Source organism: Lentzea nigeriaca, from assembly GCF_016907955.1.
GTDB lineage: Bacteria > Actinomycetota > Actinomycetes > Mycobacteriales > Pseudonocardiaceae > Lentzea > Lentzea nigeriaca.
The window spans coordinates 152,265-167,776 of the sequence record NZ_JAFBCX010000006.1 but is presented as its reverse complement, the minus strand read 5'-3'; the positions used below and the strand labels follow the sequence as shown (position 1 = coordinate 167,776).

Annotated in this window: 18 protein-coding genes; 10 read left to right on the top strand and 8 right to left on the bottom strand. The window is 69.0% G+C overall.

Annotated elements, in window-relative coordinates; translation table 11 throughout:
- The first annotated feature begins 50 nt into the window (after nucleotides 1-50).
- Both JOD27_RS22115 and JOD27_RS22110 read left to right on the top strand, forming a co-directional pair.
- Nucleotides 51-524, top strand: coding sequence for a SigE family RNA polymerase sigma factor (locus JOD27_RS22115; RefSeq protein WP_307830264.1), 474 nt, complete (start codon nucleotides 51-53; stop codon nucleotides 522-524).
- Nucleotides 521-1,330 carry a hypothetical protein gene (locus tag JOD27_RS22110; RefSeq protein WP_204764164.1) on the top strand — a complete coding sequence of 270 codons (810 nt, stop codon included), beginning with the start codon at nucleotides 521-523 and terminating at the stop codon, nucleotides 1,328-1,330. The genes JOD27_RS22115 and JOD27_RS22110 overlap by 4 nt, the downstream gene beginning before the upstream one ends.
- Nucleotides 1,331-1,422: 92 nt before the next feature.
- Here the strand turns inward: JOD27_RS22110 and JOD27_RS22105 are convergent, their stop codons facing one another.
- Nucleotides 1,423-4,026, bottom strand: a complete 2,604-nt coding sequence (locus JOD27_RS22105) for a WD40/YVTN/BNR-like repeat-containing protein (RefSeq protein ID WP_204764163.1) — start codon at nucleotides 4,024-4,026, stop codon at nucleotides 1,423-1,425.
- A 259-nt stretch (nucleotides 4,027-4,285) separates the two neighbouring features.
- Between JOD27_RS22105 and JOD27_RS22100 the strand changes: the two genes are divergently transcribed.
- The 4 genes from JOD27_RS22100 (at nucleotide 4,286) to JOD27_RS22085 (ending at nucleotide 6,915) form a co-directional block, all read left to right on the top strand.
- Entirely contained in the window at nucleotides 4,286-5,779 is a 1,494-nt protein-coding gene (locus tag JOD27_RS22100) for a sialidase family protein (protein ID WP_204764162.1), read from the top strand.
- Nucleotides 5,780-5,986: 207 nt separating this feature from the next.
- Nucleotides 5,987-6,181: a hypothetical protein gene (locus JOD27_RS22095; RefSeq protein ID WP_204764161.1), complete on the top strand. Its 195-nt coding sequence runs from the start codon at nucleotides 5,987-5,989 to the stop codon at nucleotides 6,179-6,181.
- 131 nt (nucleotides 6,182-6,312) lie between these two features.
- Nucleotides 6,313-6,552, top strand: a complete 240-nt coding sequence (locus JOD27_RS22090; protein ID WP_204764160.1) for a hypothetical protein — start codon at nucleotides 6,313-6,315, stop codon at nucleotides 6,550-6,552.
- A gap of 39 nt (nucleotides 6,553-6,591) precedes the next feature.
- Nucleotides 6,592-6,915, top strand: a complete 324-nt coding sequence (locus JOD27_RS22085) for a hypothetical protein (RefSeq protein ID WP_204764159.1) — start codon at nucleotides 6,592-6,594, stop codon at nucleotides 6,913-6,915.
- A 1-nt stretch (nucleotide 6,916) separates the two neighbouring features.
- On the opposite strand, the gene JOD27_RS22080 is transcribed toward JOD27_RS22085, so the two are convergent.
- The 7 genes from JOD27_RS22080 to JOD27_RS22050 all read right to left on the bottom strand — a co-directional run bounded on the left by JOD27_RS22080 (nucleotide 6,917) and on the right by JOD27_RS22050 (nucleotide 11,930).
- Complete coding sequence (locus JOD27_RS22080) at nucleotides 6,917-7,246, bottom strand: DUF2231 domain-containing protein (RefSeq protein ID WP_204764158.1); 330 nt, start codon at nucleotides 7,244-7,246, stop codon at nucleotides 6,917-6,919.
- Between the two features lie 90 nt (nucleotides 7,247-7,336).
- Nucleotides 7,337-8,236 carry an SDR family oxidoreductase gene (locus JOD27_RS22075; RefSeq protein WP_204764157.1) on the bottom strand — a complete coding sequence of 300 codons (900 nt, stop codon included), beginning with the start codon at nucleotides 8,234-8,236 and terminating at the stop codon, nucleotides 7,337-7,339.
- Nucleotides 8,237-8,305: 69 nt separating this feature from the next.
- Nucleotides 8,306-9,922: a RecQ family ATP-dependent DNA helicase gene (locus JOD27_RS22070; protein WP_204764156.1), complete on the bottom strand. Its 1,617-nt coding sequence runs from the start codon at nucleotides 9,920-9,922 to the stop codon at nucleotides 8,306-8,308.
- The gene (locus JOD27_RS22065; RefSeq protein ID WP_204764155.1) at nucleotides 9,912-10,673 is read right to left on the bottom strand and encodes an alpha/beta hydrolase; all 762 of its coding nucleotides are present in this window, start codon (nucleotides 10,671-10,673) and stop codon (nucleotides 9,912-9,914) included. The genes JOD27_RS22070 and JOD27_RS22065 overlap by 11 nt, the downstream gene beginning before the upstream one ends.
- 44 nt (nucleotides 10,674-10,717) lie before the next feature.
- Nucleotides 10,718-10,981 (bottom strand): cytochrome P450, encoded by a 264-nt coding sequence (locus tag JOD27_RS47200; protein ID WP_372441716.1) that lies wholly within the window; start codon nucleotides 10,979-10,981, stop codon nucleotides 10,718-10,720.
- 206 nt (nucleotides 10,982-11,187) lie between these two features.
- Nucleotides 11,188-11,727: a glycosyltransferase gene (locus tag JOD27_RS22055; protein ID WP_307830263.1), complete on the bottom strand. Its 540-nt coding sequence runs from the start codon at nucleotides 11,725-11,727 to the stop codon at nucleotides 11,188-11,190.
- Nucleotides 11,728-11,777: 50 nt separating this feature from the next.
- Entirely contained in the window at nucleotides 11,778-11,930 is a 153-nt protein-coding gene (locus JOD27_RS22050) for a hypothetical protein (protein ID WP_204764153.1), read from the bottom strand.
- Between the two features lie 131 nt (nucleotides 11,931-12,061).
- Here JOD27_RS22050 and JOD27_RS22045 point away from each other — a divergent pair, with 131 nt between their 5' ends.
- The 4 genes from JOD27_RS22045 (at nucleotide 12,062) to JOD27_RS22030 (ending at nucleotide 15,451) form a co-directional block, all read left to right on the top strand.
- The gene (locus JOD27_RS22045; protein WP_204764613.1) at nucleotides 12,062-12,316 is read left to right on the top strand and encodes an ATP-binding protein; all 255 of its coding nucleotides are present in this window, start codon (nucleotides 12,062-12,064) and stop codon (nucleotides 12,314-12,316) included.
- A 315-nt stretch (nucleotides 12,317-12,631) separates the two neighbouring features.
- Complete coding sequence (locus tag JOD27_RS22040; RefSeq protein WP_307830262.1) at nucleotides 12,632-13,171, top strand: cytochrome ubiquinol oxidase subunit I; 540 nt, start codon at nucleotides 12,632-12,634, stop codon at nucleotides 13,169-13,171.
- Complete coding sequence (locus JOD27_RS22035) at nucleotides 13,140-14,459, top strand: cytochrome ubiquinol oxidase subunit I (RefSeq protein WP_204764152.1); 1,320 nt, start codon at nucleotides 13,140-13,142, stop codon at nucleotides 14,457-14,459. Before JOD27_RS22040 ends, JOD27_RS22035 begins: the two co-directional genes overlap by 32 nt.
- Nucleotides 14,456-15,451, top strand: coding sequence for a cytochrome d ubiquinol oxidase subunit II (locus JOD27_RS22030; RefSeq protein WP_204764151.1), 996 nt, complete (start codon nucleotides 14,456-14,458; stop codon nucleotides 15,449-15,451). The genes JOD27_RS22035 and JOD27_RS22030 overlap by 4 nt, the downstream gene beginning before the upstream one ends.
- Nucleotides 15,452-15,512 lie beyond the last annotated feature (61 nt).

The following is a 15,512-nucleotide window of genomic DNA, read 5'->3' as shown; positions in this document are numbered from 1 at the left end:
GAAATCGAGATCGAGCCGATCGGAAGTGGCCGGTGGAGTTTGCTGAGTACGTGGCAAGGCAGCGTCCCGCGCTGATGCGGTTCGCCATGGTCCTGACCTGCCGGACGTGGCTGGCCGAGGACCTGGTGAGCGACGTGCTGGGCCGGGCGTTCGAGCGCTGGGAGCGGATCTCGGGAATGGACGAGCCGAACGCCTACGTGCGGCGGATGATCGTCAACGAGTATCTGTCCTGGCGCAGGATGCTGACCCGCACGTCCCCGCGCGCAGAGGTCGAGCCGATGGTGATCTCCGACGGCGCGGACGAGCGGGCCGAGCGGGACGCGATGATCGGCCGCCTGGCCAGCCTGCCGAAGAAGCAGCGCGCGGCCGTGGTCCTGCGCTACTACGCGGGTCTGTCCGACAGAGAGATCGCCACACAGCTGGGGTGCCGGGAGCCGACCGTGCGCAGCCAGATCCATCGGGCACTACACGTTCTGCGCATCGACCTCACCGCCACCGCCCCCGACTTCCAGGAGACCTCATGAGCGACCTGCGCACCCTTCACGACGCCTTCGCCGAGCTGGAACGGCGCGTCGACGCCGCGGCCGCGGGCACGGCCCCGGTCGTGCGGCCGCGGCGGGCCGTGCGGCTGGTACCCGTCGCGGCCACCGTCGTCGCGGTGGCGGTCCTGTTCGCGGGTGCGGTGTGGCTGGTGCCGGGCAACTCCGGTACGCCAGTCGCCGGCCCGCCGACCATCGCATCGTCCACGACCACGGCGCGCAGCCCGGTTCCCGCCACGCCTGATGAGCTGATCGCCCGGTTCAGGGTGGTGCTCGGCGACACCGCGACGTTCGAGGTGACCGACAAGCACACCTTGTCAGGAGGTCCCCCGTCCTCGAAGAACAACACGCCACCGGGGTCAGGAGTGGTCGTCCCGCAGACGGTGAACCCGGACTACCCCACCACGGCGCTGATCGGCGGGACTCTGACCACGGCGGGCGTCACCGGGAGCTTCAGCCTGACGATGATGCGTTCCACCGATTCCGAGCCCAGCGTGTGGTGTGGCCTCTACCGCGGGCAGACCACCATGCGCCCAGGGGAGAACTGCGTGGTCAGCACACTGCCCGACGGCTCCCGGCTGGCGACTGAGAGCGGGCAGGCGGCTCCCGGCGCGGCGTCGTACCTGGCGTGCCTCAAGCGGCCCGACGGGACGATGGTCCTCATGGTCGTCGGCAACCAGGAGGACCCGAGGGGCGCCGCGATCGGCGCGCCGGGCGGCCGGATCTACGCGGCGCAGCCACCACTGACCCTCGAGCAGCTGAAGGCGATCGTCACCTCCGACAAGTGGTGACTTCACGCGGGCCGGTTCACGACGCGCCGACCCCGCCCAGGTGAAGGGGAGCTTCACCGGACCACTCGGCCGCTGAAGCTCCCCACCCGTCACTACGAGGTCAGGCCGAACTTCCAGATGCCGCGCCCGTGCGTCGCGACGTACACGGCGTTGTCGGTCTTCGAGTACTCGACGTCGAGCACCGCGGTGGTCGGCAGGCCGCCGCCCAAGCGCTGCCACTGGGTCGATCCGGCCGGACGGTACAAGGTGGCCAGGTCGGTGGCGAGCACGAGGGCGCCGTTGGGAAGCACCTTCACCGCGTTGCCGGGCAGGTCGGGCAGGTTCGTCGAGACGTCCTTCCACGTGGCGCCCTGGTCGGTCGTCTCGAAGACGTGCCCGACGCCCGCGCCGGGGCCCTCGGTCCAGCGGCGGCTGAACCCGTTGAACGCGACGAACGCGTGGTTCGGGTCGGCCGGGTCGACGCCGAAGCCGGCGACGTACCGGTTGGGCAGCACGCCGTCCGCGGGCAGGCTGAGCTGGTGGAAGCTCTTCGCGTCACCGAGCTTGCCGACCGCGATGCCGCGGGTGAAGCCCTGGTTGTTGCACGGGCCGCACCAGCCGACGTAGGCCACGCCCTGCGACAGGCTCACCGCGGTGGCGGTGTGGCCGGCGCCGAGGTCGAACGCGGTCTGCCAGTCCTTGCCGCTCTTGATGTCGAATCCCTTGGTGTTCAGCCAGATGTGCTGCCCGCCCGCGATCCAGTTGTTCACGTTGTGGTCGTCGGCGGCGAACGGCGCGATGAAGCGCGCGGGCTCGTCGCCGGGGCTCGACGTGTAGGGCTGGATGTCCACGGAGGTGGAGGCCGAGGAGTCCGGGTTGGTGTTGGCGTTGCAGTTCTGCGTGGCGCGCATGGCCAGGTTCACGTACTCCTGCACCTGCCGGCACGCGTTGTCCGGGTCGGCGAGGGAGTCGCCGCCGTCACCGCCGAACGGCGAGCCCATGGTGGTCTCGCCCGCGCGCAGCATCGAGGCGCCGTTGTCCTGCAGGCCACCGCTCACGCCCACGCCGGTCTTGCCGTTGTAGGAGTCCTTGCCGACCGACACCGAGTAGTACTGCAGCGCGTCGATGGTGCCGTCGTTGAGGTTCTGCCAGTCCGTGGCGTGGCCGGCGCGGTCGGTCGACCCCTGCACCGGCCGGCGGTAGAGGCCGCCGTCGTTGCCGACGAAGACGTACGGCTTGCCCTGGTAGGACCCGATCGCGACGGAGTGCTGGTCGGAGTGCGTGGTCTTCTGGCAGGTGTTCTTGCTGTCATCGGGGTTCCAGCAGCCGAAGCTGAAGTTCCAGTACGGCCCGACGACCTTCCAGTTCGCGCCGCCGTCGGTGGTCTCGTTGACCTCCTCGAGGCCCGCGTAGACGTGGTCGGGGTTGGCCGGGTCGACCGCGAGGAACTGGTTGTACCAGGCCTGGATGCCAGGTCCGTAGCCCTTGCCGCCGACGGACTGCTTGAGCGCGGAACCCGAGTTGGCGAGCTTGGTGGAGTCGGCGATCTTGTTCCACGGCCCGGACGGGGAACCGGTGTTGGAGACGTAGATGCCGTCCAGGTAGCTGTTCACGGTGCCGACGGCCTTGTTGTAGAGCGTCGGCGACTGGTTGATCGCGTACAGCTTCGAGCCGTCCGCGGCGAACGCGAACGTGGCGAAACCGATGTCGCCCGCCGGAATGGCGCCGCCGGGGTTGACCTTCTTCCAGCCGCCCGCGGTGTAGTCGGCGGTCTCGTAGAAGCCGTTGTAGGTGTCACCGCCTCGCCAGGCGATCGCAGCGACCACGTGCTTGGGGTTGCGCGGGTCCACGGCGACGTCGTTGACGATGTTCTTGTACGCCGCGCTCGGGTCGCTCGCCTTCTGGCCGCCGGGCAGGTAGTCGGGGTTCGGGGCGTACTCGAGGTGCCACGCGCCTGAAGCGGTGCTGGTGTCGTGGGTGAACAGACCGCGGTTGGTCGCCGCCCACACCAAGCCGCCGGCGAAGCGGACCTTCTGGATCACGCTGCTCTCGAGCTCGGCGCCACCGACGCGCATCTCCGGCGTGAACTGGCCGCCCCGCGGGTCGGCCAGGCGGTAGACGCCCGAGCCGACATAGCTCGTGGCGCCGGTGTTGGCCTCACCGGTCGCGTACCAGAGCGAACCGTCGGCGGCCAGGGCCAGGTCGCCGGTGGAGAGGCTCGGCAGCTGGTCGGCGATCGGCGTCCAGTTGCCACCACCGGTGCTGGAGCGCCAGACGCCACCGTTCGCGCCCGCCGCGTAGACGTACCCGGCGTTGTCGGCGGCAAGGCCGGTGATCCGTCCGGTCACGTTGCCGGCGCCGCCGCTGGAGTTCGACGCGTAGTCGCGGTAGCGGGGGTCGTCGCTGTTGTACGGGACCTTCGTGATCTCCGACCATTGCCCCGGCGTGGCGGACATACCTTTCAGCTGGGTGAAAGCCGCGCCGTACGCACCGGGTGCGACGATTCCGGGAGCGGAGCGCGCCTGTGCGAACTGGCCGACCGCGGTGGAGTACTCGAATGCTTCCTCGCCCGCCTCCTGCGACTCGCCCATCATCGCTTCGAGCATTTCTCGTGGCTGATGTGGAAGTCCTTCACCGGGCTCGGCCGCGAGTCCCAGCACCTCCTGGACCTCGTGGTTCGTGCCGACTGCGACCAGTGCGGCGACCAGTGCGGCCACAGCGCCGAGTACGATTGTCCGTTTTCTGCTCAAAACGGCCATTTTCGGCCCTCCTTTTGCGACGGTGGCCAAAGGCAACCCGAGCGCCGTTCTGAAATCCAGGTGGAAGGAATAACGATCAGGGTGAACTCATTCACATTGCATTTCCTGTGAATGTATTCGGTGCGTCACCAGTCGGGTGCGATCTGTAGCCGAAACGGTCCGCCCTGTCATGGCGATTCACCCATGAGGGGGAAAGCAGACATGCGGAGGTACCCCCATGCATGCGACCAGACGGCTCACGGCGGCTGCGGCAGCCGTCCCACTGATTCTCTTCAGCACGGCGCCCGCAGCGTCGGCGGCACCCTTCGCCGTCGGTGCCGACATCGTGGTCAGCGGCCCGTCCACGCTGACGGCCTGCCCGTTCGGCGCCTCGGCCGACTTCGCCGCGGCGTACGACAACACCGAGGTCGAACCGCAGGTGGCGGTCAACCCGACCAACCCTGCCGAGATGATCGGCGCGTCCCAGCAGGACCGCTGGCCCGACGGCGGCGCGCGCGGCCTGTCCTCGTGGATCACCCACGACGGCGGCGCCTCGTGGAGCAAGCTGCCGGACGTGCCGTGGAGCGCCTGCCAGGGCGGCCCGGTCCGGTTCGGCCGCGTCACCGACCCGTGGGTGAGCTACGACAAGGTGGGCAACGCCTACTTCATCGGCCAGCCGATCGATTCGGCCGAGCTCGGCCTGTCCGCGATCTCGGTCACGACCCTCGACCGCACGACCGGAACCTGGCGGCCGCCGCAGATCATCCAGGAGGACGTCGGTGACCGTTTCGTCTTCAACGACAAGGTCTCCATCACCGGTGACCCGACCCGCGCCGGCTACGCCTACGCCACGTGGATCCGCGGCAGTTTCCCCAACGACAGCAAGCAAAGCCCGATCGCGGACCAGCACTCGTTCGCATACCGCGGACAGCCGATGTTCTCCCGGACCACCGACGGCGGGCTGACGTGGTCGACGCCGGTGCCGATGCGCAACTCGAACACCTACTTGCAGGGCAACCAGATCGCGGTCGGCCCGGACGGCACGCTGTACGACGTCGCCGCGAACCTGTTCACCGGTGGAACCTTCAACGACAACGGCGTCTACATGAGCGTGATGACCTCCCGTGACGCCGGACTGCACTGGTCGGCCCCGGTGAAGATCGCGCCGATCACGTTCGCGCAGCTGGTCGTGCCGGACGACAACTTCCCGATCCGCGCAGGGGACTACCTGCCCGACATCGCGGTCGACATGACGAGCGGCGCGATCTACGTCGTGTGGGCCGACGGTCTCGGCACCGCGCTGAACAAGGTGGTGCTGGTGAAGTCCACCGACGGCGGCAGGCACTGGAGCGGCCCGACCGTGGTCGCCACCGGCGGGCCCGGCGTGCAGTCGTACAACCACGCGATCGACGTGTCGGACACCGGCATGGTCACCCTGACCTACTGGGACGACCGCAACAACGTGCTCGGTGACGGCATCGCCACCACCGACGTCTGGGTCCGCCACTCGCACAACGGCACCCAGACCTGGGAACCCGAACAGCACCTGCACGGGCCGTTCAACCACTACACCGCACCGATCTCGTTCTTCGCCCCCGGAGTCCCGCGAGGCTTGTTCCTCGGGGACTACATGGGCCTGGAGACGATCTCGGGCAACGACACGATCGCGTTCTTCACATCCACTGTCGCTGATGGGGCTGATGTCCATGCTGTGCGGCTGAACCACAGCTGACCTCGATCCGACCGGGCTCAGGACGGACTAGTTCCCGTCCGGTGAGCTGGTGACCAACCACCTGGCGACGCGCGTCATGCCGCTCAGCGAGGGCGCGCGGGGCTACGAGCTGTTCAAGAGGAAGGAGGACGACTGCGTCCACTCGGTCTTCAGCCTTTGATGTCCGACGGCGCGTTCATCGGAGCGGTGCCGGGGTAGCCGATCGGAATGAGCACTGAGCGGCAGGACCCGGAACACGAGTACGACGAAGCGAGCCGCGCCTCGCTGGAGGAGGCGGGGACGGACGACGCCGACACCGTCCCGGGGCGCAGCGGTTCCGGTTCGGCGCATCCCGAGCCGAACCCCACGGGAAACGTGGGTCTCTCGGACTACTCGGTTTCCGACGACCCCGACCAAGGCTGACCATGACGGCTCGCTGCAGTTCGTCGGCAACGCCACCTCGCTGCTCCGGCTCGGCGGTCCGGTTGCGGGTCTGGACGGCGGAGGTCGTTACGTCGACGACGGCTGACCGGCAGTGAGGAGGTGCGATCGTCATGCCTGTTCCCGTTGACGGCTTGAAAAGACTGCTCCAGTCGGACCGGCCGGGCGCGGCGCTGGTTCTGGTGGAGGGCAGCTACGTGGTGGCGGACCGCGAGGAGGTGGCGGCCGGTGCCCTCCCCGTGGTCACGCGAGAGGAGCTGCTGGAACGCCTCGGAGGACGGTCGATCACGGAGCGCGACCTCGACGAGGTGGCCGCGACATTGAGCTCCGCCGTGGACAACCGGGGTGGGTGACGCGGGTTGGATCCTGACGCAGGCGGGTACGGCTGAAGTATGTCCCGAACTCGCTGCCGCGCTGACGGCGCCGAAGTGACGCTGCGGTCCAAGACGATGCTCCTGGACTTCACCGGGGAGTGCGACGGCGCCGCCATCCGGCTGGTCGCCGAACTGCCGGACGCTGGTGGAGCCGAGGACGGCGGGACCGTCGTGCTGGAGCAGGATGCCGCGACCGTCACTCAGCCAGGCGGTGAGATCCGGCTGGCCGCACGGGAACCGCTGCGGTGGGACGGCGAGCCGGTCGACGCCGAGTTCGTGCTGCCGGAGAGTCCTGAGTCGACGGTGCTCGCCGTCCGCGGGCTTGCCGTGCAGGTGGAGTGACTCAACGACCTGGCGGGTGGATCGGCGCACCTCGAACGGGCGCACGTTGCTGCCTCCGCAGGGCGCTGCCAGCAACCACCCCGACGCGTTGCTGCTGCGGCCCCAGCCCGTCATAGTCCACGAGTCCCAAGAGGACGGTCGGTGGTGTCGCTGCCAGGCCGGTGCCGGTGAGGCGGCGCGTCGCCTTCTCGTTGCCCGCCCGGACGTCCAGCGCCGACGCGCACACCCTGGCTCCGATGGGCATGATGACGATCAGCGGGTGCGGCGGATGTCCGAGCCACGATCTGCGAAGCACCTCGCGCAGGCGTGACGACCGCAACACCTTGGCCATGTCGATCGCTCAGTCCTTCGAACGTGTTCCCGAAGGGCAGGTCATCTGGCATGTCCGTTGGATTTGCCTGCCAAAAGGCGGGTGAACGCGTCACGTGAGCAGCTGGCCGCCGGTGACGCCGAGGACCTCGCCGGTGATGTAGCTGGACTCCTGTGAGGCGAAGAAGACGAAGACAGGCGCCAGCTCCGCCGGTTGCGCGGCACGGCCCATCGGCGTCTGCGCACCGAAGTCGTCGACCTTCTCGGCGGGCATCGTCGCGGGGATCAGCGGTGTCCACACCGGACCGGGCGCGACGGAGTTGACCCTGATGCCCTTGCCGATGAGGTCGGCGGAGAGGGATTTGGTGAAGTTGACGATGGCTGCCTTGGTGGCCGCGTAGTCCATGAGCGGAGGCGAGGGCATGAACGCCTGGATCGACGACGTGTTGATGATCGTGGAACCAGGACGCATGAGCGGTACCGCCGCCTTGCACAGCCAGAACATCGCGTAGACGTTGGTCTTGAACACCCGGTCGAACTGCTCGCTGCTGATGCCGAGCAGACCATCGCTCTGCGCCATCTGGTAGGCCGCGTTGTTCACCAGGACATCGATGCGCCCGAACTCCTCCTCGGCGCGCTTGACCAGCTCGCGGCACGCGTCTTCGGTGCGCAGGTCGCCGGGCACCAGCACGGCCTGCCGACCGGCCTCGCGCACGAGCTCGGCGGTGCGCTCGGCGTCGGCCTGTTCCTCTTCCAGGTACGAGAGCAGCACGTCTGCGCCCTCGCGAGCGAAGGCCAGCGCGGCGGCGCGGCCGATGCCGGAGTCACCACCGGTGATCACGGCTTTGGCATCGGGCAGTCGGTTGCTGCCCCGGTAGGTGCGCTCACCGTGGTCGGGCTCAGGACCCATGTGCCTATCAGTGCCGGGATGCGGCTGCTCCTGGCCCTCCTGGTGACCGGGGCGCGGGTACTGCTCCCGCGGGTCCTGGCGGGTGTACTGGTCTGCGGACATGTGCGGTCACCTCGCGACGAGTGGAACTTCGGCACCGCAGGTGTTCCCGTGCGGGCGATGTTCAACCCGTCATCCCGGCCCGAGCACCCCGGTGTCGCGCACGGCGGTGAGGGAAAGTGTCTTGTAGCCGACGTCGTCGAACAGCACCATCAACCGGTCGGCTTCGTGATGCACGACCGTGCCCCGGCCCCATTGTTCGTGCCGCACAACGGAAGCAGGCGGGTATTCGCTGACCTCTGAACGGTCACCCGGCATGCCCTCGTCGCAGTTGTCGCAGTTGCCGCACGGCTGGTCGAGCTCCTGACCGAAGTAGCCGAGCAGGAGTCGTCTGCGACAGTCACGTGTCTCGGCGTACTGGTGCATGACCTCCACGCGCGACCGGTCCCGATTCTCCTGCCGCTCGGCCTCTCTGGCCGCGGCCGCGACGGCTTTCGCCGGTGGGGGAGCGTCTTCCTCATATCGCACGCGGTCGTGGCTGGTGCGCACGATTTCCGCGCTCTCCAGCAGGTTCACCACACTGGTGACCTTCCTGCGGGAGCGGTCCAGGCGCCGCGCAAGGTCGGTGATCACGATGCCGGACCGTCGACGACGCACGGCGGTGGCAACCTCGTGCACGCACTCACGATCCAGCGTCCGGGCGGTCAGGAACCGTTGCAGGCCTTGGTCTTCCGGACGGTGGAAGAGGATCACCTCAGCGGGCGCCCCGTCGCGGCCCGCTCTGCCGATCTCCTGGTAGTACGTGTCCAGCGAACCGGGTGTCGCGGCGTGTGCGACGAACCGCACGTCTGGTTTGTCGATGCCCATGCCGAACGCGGACGTGGCCGCGACGACGCGGAGGTCGCCCCGCATGAAGGCGTCCTGCACCCGTCTTCGGTCCGCGGCCTTCATCCCGGCGTGGAAGGCCGCGGCGTCCACACCCCGCGCAGCCAGGTCCGCGGCGTACCGCTCGGCGTCCTTGCGGGTGGCCACGTACAGCAGGCCGGGTCCGGTGTGGTCCGCCACCCAGTCGATGACCGTTCGCCTGCGCTCCTCGTCGTCGGTGCAGAACCGCGCGGCCAGACGCAGGTTGGGCCGGTCGAATCCGGCGACGATCACGGCCGCGTCGCGCAGGCCGAGGTGTTCGACGATGTCGGCTCGGACGGGACCGCTCGCGGTGGCGGTCAGTGCGAGCACGGGCGGATGGCCCAGCCGCTCGATCACGTGTCGCAGCCGCAGGTAGTCGGGCCGGAAGTCGTGCCCCCACGCGGACACGCAGTGGGCCTCGTCCACGACGAACAACGACGGCCGCGCCTGGTGCAGCCGCTGGAGAGCGCCGGCGCCCGCGAGTTGTTCGGGGGACAGGAAGAGGTACTCGGTCCTGGCGTCGGTGAACGCCTGCCAGGCTGCTTCGTTGTCCTCGGCCGACTGCGCGGAGTTGATCGCCGCGGCCGCAGGCGCACCGGCGGCCTGCAGGGAGGTGACCTGGTCGCGTTGCAGTGCGATCAGCGGGGACACCACGACGGTCGGGCCGTCGAGCAGGATCGCCGGGACCTGGTAGATGGCCGACTTCCCGGCGCCGGTCGGCATGACGACCAGCACGTCGCGGCCGTCGAGCAGGTGCCGCATGCCCTGCAGCTGCTCCTGGCGCAGTTCGGTCCAGCCGAACACCTCTTCGGCGGTCTGGAGAAGTTGTTCGTCAGCCGGCATCGCGCAGGTCGAACCTCTCGGCGGCCCATGCTGCCAGACGCGGCCGCAGGGCGAGGTACACGTCCGGGTCCAGTCCCATGCCGGTGTGGGTGCTGTGCACCTCCACGCACTCGGCGGACGGGTCGAGGCTCAGCCGCCACGGCACGATTCCGTCCGACTTGGAGTACACCGACACCGCGGGCATCTCCAGCGGGGCAGTGGCCGCGGCGACGTTGTCCTCGAAGCAGGTGCCCGAGAGGCAGTCGTTGTCCATCAGACCGGGCACGCCGATCGCGGACAGCCCCGCCAGCGCCCTGGCGGCGAGCAGCACGTGCGGGTGGGCGCCCATCGGGTCGAGCACCGGGCTGCCCAGCATCACCAGGCCACGCACCAGGTCGGGGCGGCGGGCGGCGGCGAGGCGGGCGAGTCCGCCGCCGCGGCTCTGTCCCAGCAGCACGACCGGGCCACCGGTGGCCGCGGCGTGTTCCTCCACGCGTTGTTCGATGCGGTCGACCAGTTCGGACGTACAGCCCACGTTGAACCCGACCCCGGCACCCACCGGCACGTAGCCGCGGTCACGCAGCCAGGTGGTCGCCAAGGTGAGGCTGAAGTCGCTCGCTCCGAATCCGGGCACCAGGACGACGCCCAGGCCCGCGCCTTCGTGAGGATTCACGTCGCGCCACACCGAATGGCGCAGCAGGCGCGGGATCGTGAGAGCGGCGACGGCGACGTTTTCGCGTGCCAGTGATCGCAGTTGTCCAACAGCACTCATCGTCCTGTTTAGCCCGGCAGAGCGGAGACAAACACAGAGCAGAGTCACGTTTGGCGTGCCGTCGCGGGAATGAGCCGGAAGCCGCAGCGCGGGCGCGCCGGAATCCTGCTCAAGCAATGCGACGGTGAACGGCTCGCCGGGCAGCGGTGGCCGGTGTGCGGATCACCGGCGCCCTGGGGAACGAGATCCCAGGCGCCGATCTCCCGGTCGAGGAACCGCTGCGGATCGAACCGGTACGGATCCGTCCACAAGCGACTGTCGTGGTTCTGGCGATGGAGATCCAGCAGGACAAGGGAACCCGCCGGCACGTGCTCGCTCTGCCACGTCAGGTCATGCGCTGCACGCCCACCGAGGAACGGCGCGAACGGCGCGCTGAGTGCCGCGGCCGGCCTGGGATGGTCGACCGCCGGCCAGCGCTCGATCCGGCACCGATCGTGTTCGGGTTCGCAAACTTCGTTGTGCCACTGCAGATCGGCTCGCCGATGCCGCCTTCCCGTGCCGTGCAGCGCCGGGGCTACCCCGCAGAATCCACGTGACACTCGCCAACGCGCGTCCGTCCGGACGAATCCGCACCAGCCCGTGCGTAGACACGCAGAACGTCCTCGGCCACGCGGCTCCAGGAGTACCGCGCGGCGACGCGGTCCCGGCCCGCCACCGCGAACTCGTTGCGCAGCGTGTCGTCCAGCAGGAGTGAGCGCAGTGCCCGGGACAGGCTGTCCGGTTCTCCTGGCGGCACGAGCAGGCCTGTCACGCCATTCACGACGACATCGGCCAGCGCACCGACCGCGGTGGCGACGACCGGCACACCGCACGCCATGGCCTCGATCGCGACCGCACCAGACGGTTCGTACAACGGTGCGCAGACGACAGCGTCGGCCGACCGCACCAAGGCGGCCATTGCCGAGTGGGCCACAGCGCCGACGAACACGACCCTGTCTTCGACACCGAGGTGCTCAGCGTGTTGCCGCAGCTTCGCGATCTCGGGATCGTGCAGTCGTTCGCTCCCAGAACGTCCAGCGATCACCAGCTCGGCGTAGACAGCGTCTCGCTCCACAGAGTGCGGCACAAGTACCCAACTGCCGAGCTGGGCGAACCGGCAGAGCGTCAGGGCATCGTCGGGACGTAGGTGGGTGCTCGCCGGGCTTGTACCGCGTCCTCGAACGCCGCCGCGAACCGCAGCAACGTCTCATCCGTCCCAGATCCGCCGATGCCCATCAACAGCCCGGCGGTGGTGCGTTGCAGCCAGCGACACCCCACGTACTCGATGCAGGTGCGGGCAATCTGACGGTTCCAGCGTTGTCGGCAGGCCGCACTGACCGAGGCCAAGCGCCACGCTGCTCAAGCACGGGAGAGCCTCGGCGAAAGCCTCGACCGCTCCGCTGCCGCACATGAACGAGCAGCGGAGGTCCATGCGCAAGGCACGCCTTCGCCTGGAGCTGCGGCACGACCGCCTCACCGTCGCTGTCGGCGACGACAGCCCTGCTCCGGTCGTGCTCGCTGATCCCGGACTCGACCCCGTCCGGGCGGGGAAAGGTCTGCGGATGGTCGCGCAGCTCGCCAAGACGTGGGGCTGTGTCGCTGACGAGATCGAACACCGGAAGACGGTGTGGGCGGTCCTGGTCACCTCCGGCCGCAGGACCTAGTCCGCGCCGCGGCGGCTCACTGCTCGAACATGCGCGTGAGACCGGTGATGTCCAGGACTCGCAGAAGGTGATGCCGGAGACGTCGAGGACGAGGTGGTGCCGGCCCTCGTTGATCAACCGGTCCAGTTTCGCGAGCAGCGCGGACGAACCGGCGGATCCGCAACATGGCGCACCACCCTCATGGCGCGAGACGCGATGGGCGGTGAATACCCGGGGTTCGTCCGAATATGGCTTCCGGGCGGTTCTCATGACGCGAGGTTGAGATCTTCGACGCCGGGTATGCCGCACGGGTAAAAGGGGTGATCCGAGGAGGGCGTGCTGGAGTTCCTGGCTGACGCGAGCGGAAACCTGTATCCGGCGCGCATGCAGATGGCGTTGTCGCTGGGCTGGCACATCGTGTTCGCCTGCTTCGGCATCGCGTTCCCGGCGATCGTCGTGTTCGCCGAGTGGCGTGGCCACCGTCGCCGAGACGAAGTGCTGACGGCCTTGGCGCACAAGTGGGCCAAGGCGATGGGCGTGCTGTTCGCCGCCGGTGCGGTGTCCGGCACGCTGCTGTCGTTCGAGATGGGGATCCTCTGGCCGGGGTTGATGGGCCGCTTCGGTGAGGTGTTCGGCTTCCCGTTCGTGCTGGAGGGATTCGCGTTCTTCGTCGAAGCGATCTTCGTCGGCGTGTACCTGTTCGGTTGGAACCGGTTGTCGCCGCGGGCGCACATGCTCAGCGCGCTGCCCATGGTGGCCGCGGGCGTCGTGGGCGCGTTCTGTGTGGTGTCCGCCAACGCGTGGATGAACAACCCCACCGGGGCATCCCCACGGACTCGGAACGATGATCGGGGACCAACTGGCGCTCGACGCTGACGTGCTCGACCACTGCGTGGTGATCCGGCCGAGGGGAGTGCTCGATCGCTCCACGTACGCCCGGCTCCGGGACTGCATGCTGAAACACGCGGTCGAAGTACCCCGAGCCTTGATCGTGGACCTCAGCGACGTCACCATCGGGACCACGAGCGCACTGAGCGTGTTCACCACCGTGTCGCTGAGCATCAGCGACTGGCCCGCGGTGCCCGTGCTCGTGGCGACCGGTCCTGCTCATGCCGAAACTCTCCGCCGCGCACCCATCCGCCGGTTGCCCGGCGACGTAGTGGCTCGCGTGGGCAGACACCATCGCGATCTTCATGATCACTCCAGCTCGATGCTGGTCACCGCCTCCGAAATCGACCGGCTCATCGGGAGGTACGCGTCCAGGCCGCTGATCTCCATGGCGCGCAGCACAGGGTGCGTGCTCGCGACGATGTTCCGGCTGGACGAGCAGGGCGGTGTGGTCGACGCGCGGCCGTGGGCGGCCATGTTCGGGCCGTCGACATGGGCGCAGTTCGTGCACATGTGGCTGGCGGCGTTCATGGTGACCGGGTTCCTGATCGCCTCGGTGTACGCGGTGGGCATGCTGCGCGGCCGCCGCGACCGGTACCACCGGGCCGGGCTGCTCATCCCGCTGACCGTCGCCGCGCTCGCCACGCCGGCGCAGATCGGGGTCGGGGACTGGATCGCGAACGTGGTCGCCGACAACCAGCCCGCGAAGCTCGCCGCGATGGAGGCCCAGTACGAGACGACCTCCGGTGCCGGTCTGTCGATAGGTGGCGTCTACCGGGACGACGAACTGCGCTACGCCGTGGAGATCCCGTACGCGCTGTCGTTGTTGATCCACCACGACCCGGACGGTGTGGTGCCCGGACTGGAAGAGGTGCCGGCCGACGAACGGCCACCGGTCAACGTCGTGCACTTGGCCTACAACGCGATGGTCGGCATCGGGACCGCACTGCTGTTACTCGTCGCTTGGTACGGCTTCGTGTGGTGGCGCAGGCGGCGTTTGCCGGACACCGCGTGGTTCCTGCGAGCCGTCGCGGTGTCGGGTGTGGCAGCGGTGGTCGCAATGGAAGCGGGCTGGATCACCACCGAGGTCGGCAGGCAGCCGTGGGTCGTCTACGGCATCCTGCGCACCGCCGACGCCGTGAGCCCGGCACCAGGCCTCGGCTGGGGCCTCGTAGCGGTGGTGGGCGTCTACACCGTGCTCACGGCCTTCACTGTGGTGGTGCTGCGCAGGCTGGCCCGGGACCAGGACACACCCGTGCCGCAGGAGCAGCGGTGACACTCGCCGAAGTCGTGCTGGGAGCGGCGTTCGCGGGGCTGGTCGCCTACGCGTTGTTCGGCGGTGCGGACTTCGGCGGCGGGGTGTGGGACCTGCTGGCGGGTGGCACCGAACGCGGGCACCGGGTGCGCGACCGGATCGAGCGCTCGATCGGCCCGGTCTGGGAGGCCAACCACGTCTGGCTGATCTTCGTGCTGGTGGTGCTGTGGACCGGCTTCTCCCGTGCCTTCGCCGCAGCCGTGACGACCCTGTACATCCCGCTCACGCTGGCGGGGTTCGGCATGATCGCCCGCGGCGCGGCCTTCGCCTACCGCAAGAGCGTCAGCACCCCGGGAATGCGCCGCTTCTTCGGCGCGGCCTTCGCCTTGTCCTCGTTGCTGACACCGTTCTTCCTCGGCGCCGTGGTCGGCGGCGTGGCCTCCGGCCGGGTGCCGCCCGGCATCGCCGAGGGTGACGTGCTGGCCAGCTGGGCCAACCCGACCTCGCTGCTGGGCGGCACACTCGCCGTGCTGGTCTGCGCCTACCTGGCGGCGGTGTTCCTGTGCGGCGACGCCCGCCGCGACGGCGAGCACGACCTGGCCGACGCGTTTCGCCTACGCGCCTTGGTGACCGCGGCCGTGACGGGTGCGGTCGGCCTGGCGGGGATTGCTGTGCTCCACGCCGACGCACCGCTGTTGTTCAACGGACTGACCGGACGCGGCCTGCCCGTCGTGGTGCTGTCCGTCGTCGCCGGTGTCAGCGCACTCGCCCTGCTCCTGGCTCGCCGCTACACCGTCGCCAGGGTCGTCTCCGCCCTCGCCGTCACCGCGATCCTGGTCGGCTGGGCGGTGGGGCAGTACCCGTACGTGCTGTTGCCGTCCCTGACCGTCGACCAGGCCGCGACCGGCCGCACCACCCTCGTCGCCCTGCTCGTCGCGCTGGGCGCGGGCGCACTGGTCCTGGTTCCCTCGCTGGCTTACCTCTACGTGCTGTTCCAACGGTCCGTCAGGTAGAGGGCTCCGGCCCTCGGCCTGGCTGGACCGCTGGTTCGCTCACCGGAGCGGACGTTGCGAT